The 12,863-nt window shown below is 69.0% G+C and carries 12 protein-coding genes; 4 read left to right on the forward strand and 8 right to left on the reverse strand.

Going from position 1 to position 12,863, the window contains the following annotated elements; all coding sequences use genetic code 11:
* The first annotated feature begins 102 nt into the window (after positions 1 to 102).
* Positions 103 to 753, forward strand: a complete 651-nt coding sequence (locus ILP86_RS11005; protein ID WP_058632277.1) for a pentapeptide repeat-containing protein — start codon at positions 103 to 105, stop codon at positions 751 to 753.
* On the opposite strand, the gene ILP86_RS11010 is transcribed toward ILP86_RS11005, so the two are convergent.
* From ILP86_RS11010 to ILP86_RS11025, 4 genes are read right to left on the reverse strand one after another with little or no spacing between them, the layout of a single operon-like run.
* The gene (locus ILP86_RS11010) at positions 743 to 2,251 is read right to left on the reverse strand and encodes an ABC transporter ATP-binding protein (RefSeq protein ID WP_058632268.1); all 1,509 of its coding nucleotides are present in this window, start codon (positions 2,249 to 2,251) and stop codon (positions 743 to 745) included. The two genes, ILP86_RS11005 and ILP86_RS11010, sit on opposite strands and share 11 nt — an antisense overlap.
* Positions 2,248 to 3,060 carry an ABC transporter permease gene (locus ILP86_RS11015; RefSeq protein WP_046749250.1) on the reverse strand — a complete coding sequence of 271 codons (813 nt, stop codon included), beginning with the start codon at positions 3,058 to 3,060 and terminating at the stop codon, positions 2,248 to 2,250. Before ILP86_RS11015 ends, ILP86_RS11010 begins: the two co-directional genes overlap by 4 nt.
* A complete protein-coding gene (locus ILP86_RS11020; protein WP_127012100.1) occupies positions 3,057 to 4,004 on the reverse strand; it encodes an ABC transporter permease in 948 nt (315 codons plus the stop codon). Before ILP86_RS11020 ends, ILP86_RS11015 begins: the two co-directional genes overlap by 4 nt.
* 25 nt (positions 4,005 to 4,029) lie before the next feature.
* Positions 4,030 to 5,640, reverse strand: a complete 1,611-nt coding sequence (locus ILP86_RS11025; protein WP_113681794.1) for an ABC transporter substrate-binding protein — start codon at positions 5,638 to 5,640, stop codon at positions 4,030 to 4,032.
* 170 nt (positions 5,641 to 5,810) lie between these two features.
* On the opposite strand from ILP86_RS11025, the gene valS reads away from it, so the two are divergent.
* Both valS and ILP86_RS11035 read left to right on the forward strand, forming a co-directional pair.
* The gene (gene valS / locus ILP86_RS11030; protein WP_193761914.1) at positions 5,811 to 8,426 is read left to right on the forward strand and encodes a valine--tRNA ligase; all 2,616 of its coding nucleotides are present in this window, start codon (positions 5,811 to 5,813) and stop codon (positions 8,424 to 8,426) included.
* Positions 8,426 to 8,641, forward strand: a complete 216-nt coding sequence (locus tag ILP86_RS11035; protein ID WP_046749254.1) for a hypothetical protein — start codon at positions 8,426 to 8,428, stop codon at positions 8,639 to 8,641. The genes valS and ILP86_RS11035 overlap by 1 nt, the downstream gene beginning before the upstream one ends.
* A gap of 83 nt (positions 8,642 to 8,724) precedes the next feature.
* Here the strand turns inward: ILP86_RS11035 and ILP86_RS11040 are convergent, their stop codons facing one another.
* Genes ILP86_RS11040 through tdh form a run of 4 tightly spaced genes read right to left on the reverse strand, consistent with a single transcriptional unit; the run spans position 8,725 to position 11,833 of the window.
* Positions 8,725 to 8,943, reverse strand: a complete 219-nt coding sequence (locus ILP86_RS11040; RefSeq protein ID WP_058632262.1) for a hypothetical protein — start codon at positions 8,941 to 8,943, stop codon at positions 8,725 to 8,727.
* Complete coding sequence (locus ILP86_RS11045) at positions 8,940 to 9,557, reverse strand: transcriptional regulator (protein ID WP_193761915.1); 618 nt, start codon at positions 9,555 to 9,557, stop codon at positions 8,940 to 8,942. Before ILP86_RS11045 ends, ILP86_RS11040 begins: the two co-directional genes overlap by 4 nt.
* Before the next feature lie 54 nt (positions 9,558 to 9,611).
* Positions 9,612 to 10,790: a glycine C-acetyltransferase gene (locus tag ILP86_RS11050; protein WP_058632261.1), complete on the reverse strand. Its 1,179-nt coding sequence runs from the start codon at positions 10,788 to 10,790 to the stop codon at positions 9,612 to 9,614.
* Complete coding sequence (tdh, locus tag ILP86_RS11055) at positions 10,790 to 11,833, reverse strand: L-threonine 3-dehydrogenase (RefSeq protein WP_046749258.1); 1,044 nt, start codon at positions 11,831 to 11,833, stop codon at positions 10,790 to 10,792. Before tdh ends, ILP86_RS11050 begins: the two co-directional genes overlap by 1 nt.
* A gap of 99 nt (positions 11,834 to 11,932) precedes the next feature.
* Here tdh and ILP86_RS11060 point away from each other — a divergent pair, with 99 nt between their 5' ends.
* Positions 11,933 to 12,850 carry a LysR family transcriptional regulator gene (locus ILP86_RS11060; protein WP_061016388.1) on the forward strand — a complete coding sequence of 306 codons (918 nt, stop codon included), beginning with the start codon at positions 11,933 to 11,935 and terminating at the stop codon, positions 12,848 to 12,850.
* The last annotated feature ends 13 nt before the right edge of the window (positions 12,851 to 12,863 follow it).

Raw genomic sequence — 12,863 nt, forward strand, 5'->3', positions numbered from 1 at the left:
TGCTCGTCCCACCAGTGTACGCGTGCCCACTGCTCCCCGGCGTACGGTCCTTCCCGGATGGCGACCGCGCACGATGTCGTCGGCCCGCCCTACGCTCGGAACATGGCCCGCACCTCCGACTCCCCCGCGTCTCCCCGCGTCACGGCGCCCGATCTGCCGCCGGTGCTCGAACCGGCTCGGGCTGCCCGCAGTGCCGACCTCGTCGCCGCTCGACTCGATCTGGCCGGTACCGTCGACCTCGCCTATTCGACGGTCGAGCAGTGCGTCGTGAGCGCAGACGCCGATGCCGTCGACCTCACCGGGGCATCGGTCGTCGACGTCGACATGTCGGGGGTGCGCATCGCCTCGCTGCGCATGCGCGACGCGGGTGTGCGGCGAGTGCGGATCAACGGCGGCCGCATCGGGACCCTCGACCTCAGTGAGGCGCATGTCTCGGAGCTCGACCTGCGCGATGTGCGCATCGACTACCTCAACCTCGGTGCGGCGAAGGTCACCGATCTCGAGATCACAGGGTGCGCCATCCGCACGATCGACATGCCGCGGGCCGAGCTCACGCGAGTGCGCTTCACGTCCACATCGAGTGACGAGGTGGACTCGCGGGGCATGCGGGCGAAAGACCTCGATCTGCGCGGGCTCGACGCTCTCGGCTACCTCGACGCCAACAGCCTGCGCGGTGCCACGCTCACCTCGTTCCAGGTGCAGCAGCTGGCACCCGTGCTCGCCGCGGGAATCGGCATCCTCGTCAAGGACTGACGGCGCCGCTCGCGTCGATCAGCTCTCTCGTGAACGGGTGCTGCGGTGCCGCGAACACCTCCGACGTCGGCCCCTGCTCCACGATCCGGCCGTCCTGCATCACCAGCACGTCATCCGCGACCGATCCCACGACATCCAGATCATGGGAGACGAGGATCATCGTCAGCCGGCGTTCGCGCTGCAGCCCGTCGAGCAGACGCAGCACCCGCTCCCGCACCGAGGGGTCGAGCGCGGAGACGGGTTCGTCGAGCACCAGCACGTCAGGATCTGCGGCGAGGGCACGGGCGATGGCCGCCCGCTGCCTCTGTCCGCCGGAAAGGGCACTCGGACGTCTGCCGGCCAGTGCGGGAGCCAGGCCGACCTCGGCGAGAAGTTCGACCACCCGAGCAGGGCGCGCGGTGCGGGGCACACCACCGGCCTCCAGCGCTTCCTGCAGCGATCGACCGATCGTCCAGCGCGGGTCGAAGGCGCCGAGCGGATTCTGATGCACCAACTGCACCCGTCGCGGTGCGTTCCACTCCACGGCGCCGCTGTCCGGGGCGTCGACGCCGACGATCATGCGGGCGAGAGTGGTCTTGCCCGATCCCGACTCCCCCACGATGCCGAGCGTCCGCCCGTCCCTCACGACGAACGAGGCATCGACGACCGCTGGCACGGTGCCGAAGCTCCGTGACACGCGGTCGACTCTCAGCACCGATGCGGAATCCGTCGGCGCAGCGGTTCGGGGCTCGTGGATCGTCGCGGCGATGAGCTGCTTCGTGTACTCGTGTCGAGGGTTCTCGAGCACCTCGGCCACCGGACCGGACTCCACGACCACGCCGCTCCGCATCACCAGGACACGATCGGCGATCCGACGGACCGCTGCGAAGTCGTGGCTGATGAACACGAGGGCCGTCCCCGCGTCGGTGATCTCACGCAGCAGTCCGAGGATCCGCGCCTGCACGGTGGCGTCGAGCGCGGTGGTCGGCTCGTCCGCCACGAGGACGGCCGGGTTCGCGGCGAGTGCGGACGCGATGAGCGCACGCTGCCGCAGACCTCCGGAGAGTTCGTGCGGGTGCTGTCGCGCGCGGCGCTCCGGTTCGGGCATCCACACGCGCTCCAGCAGCTCCCGCACACGTGTCGCTCGCGGCGCCCGCCCCCGGACGACCCTGTGGAGGAGGAGCGGCTCGGCGATCTCCGCCTCGATGCGCCGCAGGGGATCGAGGGAGACCAGCGCGTCCTGGGAGATGAGCGCGATTCCCGATCCGCGCACGCCCCTCCACGCCCGATCGGAGAGACCGGCGACATCCCTCCCGTCCACCACGAGCCCGTCCAGGGTGACGTCAGCGGCTGCGGGAGTCAGGCCCAGCAGGGCACGCGCCGTGAGGGACTTGCCGGCGCCGGACTCCCCCACGATCGCGACGCACTCACCGCGGTCGACGGCGAAGGACACGTCATCCACGACCTGCTTCCCGTCGAACGAGATGCGGAGTCCTCGAACCTGCAGTGCAGCGTTCATCCTGTCCTCCCGTCTGCGCGAGCCCGAAGGATTCGCCCGATGACGGTGGCCGAGACCACGGTCAGCGTGATCGCGACGCCGGGGAAGAGGGAGATCCACCAGGCCTGGCCCAGCACATTGCGGCCCCCGGCGAGCATCAATCCCCACTCGGGCGTCGGCTCTGAGGGACCCAAGCCCAGGAAGCTGAGTCCCGCGGCCGCGAGGATGCTCGAGCCGATGCCGATGGTGGCGAGCACGCTCAGCGCACCGAGCACGCCCGGCAGCACGTGCCTGCGGAAAGCGCGCCAGCGCGGGACGCCGAGGATGCGCGCGGCTTCGACGTGCTCGGTGACGCGGAGCGTCTGGGTCTGCACGCGCGCCAACCGGATGTACACCGGCAGGGCGGCCAGGGTCACCGCGATCGCGATGTTCACGGGCCCCGGTCCCAGCACGGCGACGACGACCAGCGCGACCAGGAACTCGGGGAACGCCATCAGCACGTCGTTCACCCGCATCACGGTGGTGTCGACGCCCCGCGGTGCGACCCCGGCGAGCGCGCCGATCATGAGCCCGAGGACCAGAGCCACCCCGGTGGCGAAGAGCCCGATGCCCAGCGATCTCCCCGCGCCGTGGACCACCCGCGAGTAGACGTCGCGCCCGCTCTGATCGGTGCCGAAGAAGTGCTCCGCGCCGGGCGGCAGCAGGGCGGAGCGGACATCGGTCTGCAGTGGATCGTGCGTGGCGAGGACCCCGGGCCAGAGCGCCGCGAACACGATCACGGCGCTCACCACGATGGCCGACCAGAGGAGCACAGTCTGCGCGCGCCTCATCGGGTGCTCCGGTCACGTGCTGCCCTGATACGCGGGTCGATCAGCGGGTGCACGATCTCGACCAGCAGGTTCACGGTGACGAACACCACGGCGCTCAGGAGGATGATCCCCGTGATGACCGGAAGATCGCGGTCGCTGATCGCCGCGAGCGTCACGCGTCCGAGACCGGGTCGGGCGAACACGGTCTCGACCAGCACCGCTCCGCCGAGGACGGAGCCGGTCAGATAGGCGGCGAGCGTGACGGCGGAGGCTGCGCCGTGACGCAGTCCGTGCCGGAGCGTGAACCACGAAGGACTCGCCCCACGCGCGCGCACCGTCTCAGCGAACGGCATGCGCTCGGCTTGCACGAGGCCGTCCCGAAGCACCTGACTGAGCAGCGCGGCCACCGGCAGCGCGAGCGTCACCGCCGGGAGGACGATCGTGGCGGGGTTGCGGGCTCCGGAGACCGGAAACCACCCCAGTCCGAAGGCGAAGACGCTGAGGAGGACCAGTCCGATCCAGAACACCGGAGACGAGAGCACCACCAGCTCCACCGCCGCGGCGGCCGTGCGTCCTGCATCGCCGCGTACGAGGACGGCGACCCCGACGGCGAGCACGACGGCGATCACCAGTGCGAGAGCGGAGAGCTGTACCGTCGCTCCCAGCTGGCGTCCGATCACCTCTGTGACCGGCATCCGCAGCTGGTACGACTCCCCCAGGTCCCCGCGGGCCAGCTGGCCGATGAAACCGAGGTACTGCTCCCACGGCGGCCGGTCCAGTCCCAGGTCGGCGCGGATGCCGTCCTTGACCGCCTCACTCACCTGTGCCTGAGGTCCCAGCATCACCGACACGGGGTCTCCGGGGATCACTCGGAACGCGAGGAATGCGACGGTGGCGGCGCCCCACAGGACGATGACGACGGAGGCGATCAGGCCGGCGATGCGGACGAGAGCAGCCTTCACCACCCGTGCCCTCCGCTCAGCCGGCGGTTCAGCCGACGGTCACATCGTAGAACAGCGGACGGCCGTACAGGTCGTACTCGACGCCCTCGACGCGGTCGCCGACGGCCGTGATCGCCGACGGGCTGTACAGCGGCACGATGGCGGTGTGCGTGGCGTTCCACTCCTGCAGCTGGGTGTAAAGCCCGTTCCGCGTGTCCTGATCGCTCGTCGCGACGGCCTGTTCCAGCAGCGCATCGATCTCGGGGTCGCTGACCTGTGAGGCGTTCTGGAACCCGTCGGTGTGCAGGTGACTGCGCAGCAGGTCGGGGTCGACACCGGAGAAGCCCCAGTCGGTCAGGTCGAACGTCTTCGGCTCGTACTGCTCGTTGTAGGCGCCCGGTTCGAGCACCTCGCGCTCGACCTCGAAGCCGATCCCCTTGAGGTCGGACTGGATCGCGTTGGCCAGCGCGGCACGGTCGTCGGGAACCGGAGTCCAGGCGATCCAGCGCACCGAGAGGCGCTTGCCGTCCTTCATGCGGATCCCGTCGGTGTCGCGGGCCGTCCAGCCGGCCTCGTCGAGGAGCGTGTTCGCCGCATCCTGGTCGAACGGCCAGCTGCCCTCGAGGGACGCGTCGTAGCCCGGAGTCGTCGACCCGAGGATGCTCCACGCCCGCGGGAACTGCCCGAAGTAGATCTCCTCCACCGCGGCGTCGATGTCGATGCCACGGGCGAACGCCTGACGCACCTTCTCGTCGGCGAAGACTCCGTACTTCTCGTTCAGATACAGCGAGTACGGCAGCCCCGGGTACTCGATCGAGTCGACCGTGATGCCGTCGCCGAGGTCCTTCGCGAGGTTCGGCGGGATGTTGCTGGCCAGGTCGGCTTCACCGCTTTCGACGACGCCCGCGCGCACAGACGCCTCCGGCTGGATCTCGACGCGCAGGGTCTCGAACTTCGGAGCCTCAGCGTCGTGCGGGCCCCAGGCGTAGTCGTCGTTGCGGGTGTAGACGATCTCCTGGTCGGGTGTGTACTCGGTGAGCTCGAACGGGCCGGTGCCGACGGTGATCCCGGGGCCGCCCGCTTTGAGCTTGTCGGCCGACTTCTCCAGCGCGGCAGGCGAGTAGAAGCCGAGCTGCGGCGTGCTCGCCGCCTGCAGGAACGGCGCGTAGGGCTGCGTGAAGGTCACCTTGACGGTGTGATCGTCGACGACCTCGGTGCCGTCGTAGAAATCGGCGCCGAGCATGCTGGCTGCCTGGGCCGACGCGGTCTCGGGGTCGACGATGCGGTCGAAGTTCGCCTTGACGGCGGCAGCGTCGAACTTCTCGCCGTCGGTGAAGGTCACGTCGTCGCGGAGCGTGAAGGTGTACTCCGTGCTGTCCGGTGAGACGTCCCAGCTCTTCGCGAGCCACGGGCTGAACGATCCGTCGTCCTCCTGGAAGACCAGGGAGTCGAGCACCGCCCGCTGCACCATGCCGGAGACATCGAGCTGGCTGACCTGCGGATCCATGTGCCCTGCGGACAGATTCGCGCCCTCGATCGACCACACGAGCTCCCCGCCCTCCCCATCGGCGCCGGGCGCAGCACACGCACTGAGTACCAGCGCAGCGGCGGCGGTGAGCGCCGCGAAGGGCAGGAGACGGCGCACAGATCTTGCGGGCATGACGGTTCCTCTGGACGAGCGGGTCGGGGTCCCTCCATCCTACGGCTGATTCTTGGACGGGGTCGATCTGCGCCGGCGACCCGTCACCGTGACGCTCGGTAGACTGTTCGGCACACCCCACACTCAGGCACGCTCACACAGTGCCGCATACATCGCTCGAGGAGACCTCCATGCCTGCTTCCGAAACGGCGCAGAACCCCATTCCCGACAAGCCAGCACTCGAAGGTCTCGAAGCGAAGTGGGACGCCGCCTGGGCTGAGCAGGGCACGTACCTGTTCGACCGTCTGCGCGCCGCCGAGCTCGGCCGTGAGGGCGTCTACTCGATCGACACCCCGCCGCCGACCGCCTCCGGCAGCCTCCACATCGGCCACGTGTTCTCCTACACGCACACCGACGTCAAGGCGCGGTACGAGCGCATGCGCGGCAAGACCGTGTTCTACCCGATGGGCTGGGATGACAACGGCCTGCCCACCGAGCGCCGCGTGCAGAACTACTACGGCGTGCGCTGCGACCCGTCTCTCCCCTACGACGCCGACTTCACCCCTCCCTTCGAGGGCGGCGACAACAAGTCGAGCCGGGCTGCCGACCAGCGGCCGATCAGCCGCCGCAACTTCATCGAGCTGTGCGAGCGCCTCACGATCGAGGACGAGAAGCAGTTCGAGGCCCTGTTCCGTCAGCTCGGGTTGAGCGTCGATTGGACGCAGACCTACCGCACCATCTCCGACGACACGATCCGGCAGAGCCAGCTCGCGTTCCTCCGCAACATCGAGCGCGGCGAGGCATACCAGGCCCTCGCGCCGACGCTGTGGGACATCGACTTCCGCTCCGCGATCGCGCAGGCCGAGCTCGAGGACCGCGACCAGCAGGCCGCGTACCACACGATCGAGTTCCCCTTCGCTGACGGCTCCGGCTCCATCGCGATCGACACCACGCGCCCGGAGCTCCTCCCGGCGTGCATCGCGATCGTGACCCACCCCGAGGGGCCGCACAAGCACCTCATCGGCACCAAGGTGCGCACGCCGTACTTCGGCGCCGAGATCGAGATCCACGGCCACCACCTCGCCCAGCCCGAGAAGGGCACCGGTGCGGCGATGGTCTGCACCTTCGGCGATGTGACCGACATCATCTGGTGGCGCGAGCTGCGCACCACCGCCGGCGAGTCCCTGCCGAACATGACGGCGATCGGTCTCGACGGCCGCTTCCTCGCCGAGGCGCCGTCGATCGTCACAGACCCCGACGCGCGTTCCTGGTACGTGGAGAACGTGGCGGGCAAGACCGTCTTCAGCGCCCGCAAGGCGATCGTGGAGAAGCTGCAGGAGACCGGCGACATGACCGCCGTCGGCAAGCCCTTCCAGCACGCCGTGAAGTTCTTCGAGAAGGGCGACCGCCCGCTCGAGATCGTCTCGACCCGGCAGTGGTACATCCGCAACGGCGCCCGCGACGGCGAGCTGCGCGACCAGCTCCTCGCGCACGGAACCGAGCTGGCGTGGCACCCCGACTTCATGCGGGTCCGCTACGAGAACTGGGTCGGCGGCCTCACCGGCGACTGGCTCGTGTCCCGGCAGCGGTTCTTCGGCGTGCCGATCCCGCTCTGGTACGCGTTGGACGAGAACGGCGAGCGCGACTACGACCGGGTGCTCACCCCGGATGCGGCCGCGCTGCCCATCGACCCGACCACGGATGTCCCGGCGGGCTACACCGAGCAGCAGCGCGGGGTGCCGGGCGGGTTCGATGCCGAGGCCGACATCCTCGACACCTGGGCGACGTCCTCCCTGACCCCGCAGCTCGCGGGCGGCTGGCAGCGCGACGAGGAACTGTGGCAGCTCACTGCTCCGTTCGATCTGCGCCCGCAGGGACAGGACATCATCCGCACCTGGCTCTTCTCGACCATGCTGCGCTCCACGCTCGAAGACGGCCGCACCCCCTGGAAGAACGCCGCCATCTCCGGCTTCATCGTCGACCCCGACCGCAAGAAGATGTCGAAGTCGAAGGGCAACGTCGTCACCCCGGCCGACGTACTCGACACCCACGGCTCTGACGCGGTGCGGTACTGGGCGGCCTCGAGCCGACTCGGCATGGACGCGGCCTTCGACCCGCAGAACCCGACCCAGGTGAAGATCGGCCGGCGTCTGGCGATCAAGGTGCTCAACGCCGCGAAGTTCGTGCTGTCGTTCCCGGTGCCCGCGGGCGCGCAGGTGACGCACGCGCTCGACGCCTCGATGCTCACGGCGCTCGACGGGGTGGTGGCCGAGGCGACCGCCGCCTTCGACCGGTACGACGCGGCCAGGGCGCTGGAGTTGACCGAGGCGTTCTTCTGGACGTTCTGCGACGACTACCTGGAGCTCGTGAAGGAGCGCGCCTACAACCAGAACGACGTGGGCCAGGCCTCGGCCGCCCTCGCGCTGCGTCTGGCGCTGTCCACGCTTCTCCGCCTGCTCGCGCCGGTGCTCTCCTTCGCCACGGAGGAGGCCTGGTCGTGGTTCGAGGCGGGCTCCGTGCACACCGCAGCGTGGCCCGAGAAGCTCGGCATCGAGGGCGACCCGGCCGTGCTGGCCGCCGCGAGCGAGGCGCTCATCGGCATCCGGCGCGCGAAGACCGAGGCGAAGGCGTCGCAGAAGACCCCGGTCTCCCGTGCCGCCATCGCCGCTCCCGCAGCGAAGGTCGAGGCCCTGCGCGCCGCGGCGGACGACCTCCGCGCGGTCGGCCGCATCGCCGAGCTCGAGATCACCGAGGCGGAGGAGTTCGCGGTCACCGCGATCGAGCTCGCCCCGATCGAGGCCTCCTGATGCAGCTCGGCACGCGCTGGGCCGCGGGTGCACAGCCGCCCGCCTCCGTCCCCGAAGCGCTGCGTCCCGCCATCGCCGAGGTCGAGTCCCAGGGCCTCACCGGCCACTGGACCCTCACCTGGCTGGAAGGGCGTGCGATCGCCGAGCTCGACGCCGGCTGGGAGGTACTCCAGACCGCGTCCGGTGAGGTCGTCGCCCGCCCGTTCGCCGACTGAACCGCACCCCGCCATCGGGACGAGACCCCCTGACACCCGTGCGGATATCAGGGGGTCTCGTCGCGCGGCCCCGGGCCACGGCGTCAGCGGCGGGTCACTCCCCGTTGCGCGAGGGCATGGTCGACGGCACGGGGGTCCTGCCGGCGGGTCTGTTGTTCGCGCAGCAGATCGAGCGAGAGCTCACGCCGCTCCGCGCGATGTGAGATCCGATTCTCGACGTACGCCGTCAGCCGATCGGCCAGTCGGAGCAGCCGACGCTCGGTTCGCGTCGGTGCGACGAGATGGAGAGTTGCCGCGGTCATGATGCCTCCTCGTTGTCGACGGCGGGCGAGGTCGTGCGCGGGGTCGGCAGATCGAAGAGCTCGGCGCGGAGCGAAACCCGCCGCACGTCCGGCCCCTCCTGGCCCCGGTACCGCTCGATGGCGCTCTCGACGATGGCTTCGAGTTCCTCGCGGAGCGACATCGCCTGCTCCGGTGTCATGTCGAGGTGCGTGGTGATCGTGATCCCGACGTCTCGCCACGTTTCGGGGACCTCGGCCTGCGGTCGGTTCAGGTAGCTCATGAGGGTCTCGTGGCGGACGCGGAAGAACTCCGAGGTGACGATCTGCGCCGCGGCGCGGTTCGCCGGCGAGGTCATCTCATCGGGGCCGGGCACGTCGATGCGCCCCTTGGGCCGTTCCCACCATCGCTCCCTCGCCGTGCCTCGCCCCTCCACCTCTCGGATCAGGTCGTGAGCTGCAAGCGCACGCAGGTGATAGCTGGTGGATCCCGATGTCTCTCCCACGAGGGCCGCAAGGGAGCTGGCGGTCTGCGGACCTCGCGCCGCGAGGATGTCGAAGATCTTGACCCGCAGTGGGTGTGCCAGCGCCTTGAGCGCGCTGGCGTCGAGCGTCCTGACCTGCGTCTCGTTCGTCATGAATGCAAAGATACCCTTGCAAAGGATTCTTTGCAAGCTTTTCTTTGCATGTGCTCAGTCGATTGCGTCGCGCGCGGCGACGAAGGCGCCGACGCAATACTCGATCTGCTCCGCCGTGTGCGCCGCCGACAGCTGCACGCGGATCCGTGCCAGGCCGCGCGGCACGACCGGGAAGCTGAACGCGGTCACGTAGATGCCACGCGCCTGCATCTCCTGAGCGATCCGCGCCGTCTTCGCCGCGTCCCCGAACATGACGGGGACGATGGGGTGTTCGCCCGGAAGCAGATCGAAGCCCTCCGCCGTCATGCGCTCGCGGAACAGCGACGCGTTCGCACGCAGCCGCGCCCGAAGGTCCGCGGACCCTTGGACGAGATCGAGGGCGGTCAGCGTGCCGGCGACGATCGCGGGGGCGAGAGTGTTCGAGAACAGGTAGGGACGAGAACGCTGGCGCAGCAGAGCCACAATCTCGGCGTGCGAGGCGACGTACCCGCCCGATGCGCCCCCGAGCGCCTTGCCGAAGGTTCCGGTGTAGATGTCGACACGATCGGCTACTCCGCAGAGCTCCGGTGTGCCACGACCGTTCTCGCCGACGAAACCGACCGCATGGGAATCGTCGACGAAGACGAGAGCGTCGTAACGGTCGGCGAGATCGCAGATCTCGGCGAGGGGCGCGATGTAGCCGTCCATCGAGAACACGCCGTCCGTCACGATCACACGGAATCGGGCGTCCGTTGCCGCCTGCAGCTGCGCCTCGAGATCGGCCATGTCCCGGTTGCGGTAACGAAGCCGCCTCGCCTTCGAGAGTCGGATGCCGTCGATGATCGAGGCGTGGTTCAGCTCATCGGAGATGATGGCGTCCTCGGGTCCGAAGAGTGTCTCGAACACTCCCCCGTTCGCGTCGAAGCACGACGAGTACAGGATGGCCTCGTCCGTGCCGAGGAAGTCGGCGAGGCGGCGCTCCAACTCGAGGTGCTGCTCCTGCGTGCCGCAGATGAAGCGCACACTCGCGAGGCCGTAGCCCCACTCCTCCAGGGCCGTCGTCGCGGCCGAGAGGATGCGCGGATCGTCGGCGAGACCGAGGTAGTTGTTCGCGCAGAAGTTCAGCACGTCAGCGCCGTCAGCGGTGATCTCGGCGTTCTGCGGCCCGCGGATACCGCGCTCGCGCTTGGTCAGGCCGGCCTCCTCGATCGCCGCCAGCTCGTCCGACACATGCTTCTGAAAGGTCCCGTACATCACAACTCCGTCCAGTCGAGGATGATCTTGCCCGTTCCCGCCGATTCGGCGGCGGCGAATCCGCGTTCCCATTCACGAGCGGGGACGACTTCGGCGATCACTCGGCCGATGGCATCCCGCAGGGGCGCACTGGTCTGCAGCATCGCCCCCATGGCGTTCCACGTCTCGAACATCTCGCGTCCGTAGATCCCCTTGATCGTGAGCATGTGGGTGACGAGCTTGCCCCAGTCGATCCCGAACCCGGCACTCGGCAGACCCAGCATCGCGATACGCCCACCGTGGTTCATGTTGTCGATCATGGCGGGGAGGGCCGATGGCGCACCGCTCATCTCGAATCCGATGTCGAAACCCTCGCGCATTCCGAGCGCCTGCTGCGCCTCCCTGATATCGCGGACCGAGACGTCGACGACTTCGTCGGCGCCCATCCGACGAGCCATCTCCAGACGCGGTGCGCTGACATCCGTCGCGGTGATGAACCGCGCCCCGGCGTGCCTGGCGACGGCGATGGCCATGAGCCCGATCGGGCCGCAGCCGGTGACGAGCACGTCTTCTCCGACGAGCGGGTACGTGAGCGCCGTGTGGACCGCGTTGCCGAGCGGATCGAAGATCGCGCCGAGCTCGGGAGTCACCTCGGCGTGGTGCACCCACACGTTCGCCGCAGGAAGCGCGAGGTACTCCGCGAACGCACCGTCCCGCTGCAGACCGAGACCGATCGTCCGGATGCACATCTGCCGGCGCCCTGCCCGGCAGTTGCGACACGTCCCGCAGACGATGTGGCCTTCACCGGAGACGCGATCACCCACGGAGATGTCGTGCACGCCGGGTCCGACCTCCACCACTTCGCCGTAGAACTCGTGACCGGGGATCAGCGGGGCGGCGATCGCCGACGCCGCCCAGTCATCCCAGCGGAGGATGTGCAGATCGGTTCCGCAGATGCCGGTGCGCAGCACCCGGATGACGACCTCGTCGGCGCCGGCCTTCGGTTCGGGACGCTCGACCAGCTCGAGCCCCGCGCCAGGCGCGCCTTTGAACAGTGCTCTCATGCGGACAGTGCCTTCATGATCTCGATCACATCGCATCCACGGTTGTAGATCAATCGGCATCGTCTGCACCGTCCATGTAGCCGCCGCTAAACTGTTCTCGTGGAACTCCATCAGTTGCAGATCCTGAGAGAGCTCGGCGCCCTCGGCAGTGTGACCGCCGTGGCCGACGCGCTCCGAGTCACTCCATCTGCCGTCTCCCAGCAGCTCGCAACCCTGCAGCGTGGTGTGCCGACACCGCTGACCCGCAGAGTCGGGCGCACGCTCGCCCTCACACCCGCCGGCGAAGTACTGGCGACTGCCGGCGCCGAGGCGATCGACGCCATGGCGGCGGCACGACACGCCCTGGACGACTTCGAGGGTTCTGCGACGGGAGTCGTGAGCATCAGCGGGTTCCACAGCGTCGGGCAGGCGCTGTTCGGAGCACTCGTGCGGGAGCTGTCGTCCGCAGCGAACGCGCCATCGGTGCAGCTCACGGACGAGGATGTCGCGCAGACGGATTTCCCTGCGCTCACAGCACGCTACGACCTCGTGCTCGCGCACCGCATGGAGCATTCCGAACCGTGGCCCGCGCAGGGTGTGCGCAGCCTCACCCTGATCCGCGAGCCCCTGGACGTGGCGGTAGCGGCCTCACATCCGCTCGCCGGTCGTGCCAGCCTCACACCGGCCGAGGTCGCAGGAGAGCGATGGGTCACCAGTCGCATCGGCTACTCCCCCGACGACGTGCTCCGTGCCGTATCGGCGGTGGCCCATCGGCCCGTCGACATCCAACACCGCATCAACGATTACGGCGCGGTGTCGGCCGTCGTGGCCGCCGGAGGGGTGATCGGGATGCTACCGCGCTTCACCTCGCGCAGCGTCGACGACCGCGACCTCGTGCGCGTCCCTCTCGAAGGTGTGAGCACGCACCGGATGATCGACGTGCTCGCGCGGCCCGAGACACTTCGTCGTCGATCGGTCCGCGTGGTCGTGGAAGCCCTTCGCGGCGTGATGACGCGCCTGAGCGAGAGCGGCTCCTGAGCACGCCCGGCGC

Source organism: Microbacterium sp. R1, assembly GCF_015159725.1.
In the GTDB taxonomy this organism is placed as follows: domain Bacteria; phylum Actinomycetota; class Actinomycetes; order Actinomycetales; family Microbacteriaceae; genus Microbacterium; species Microbacterium oxydans.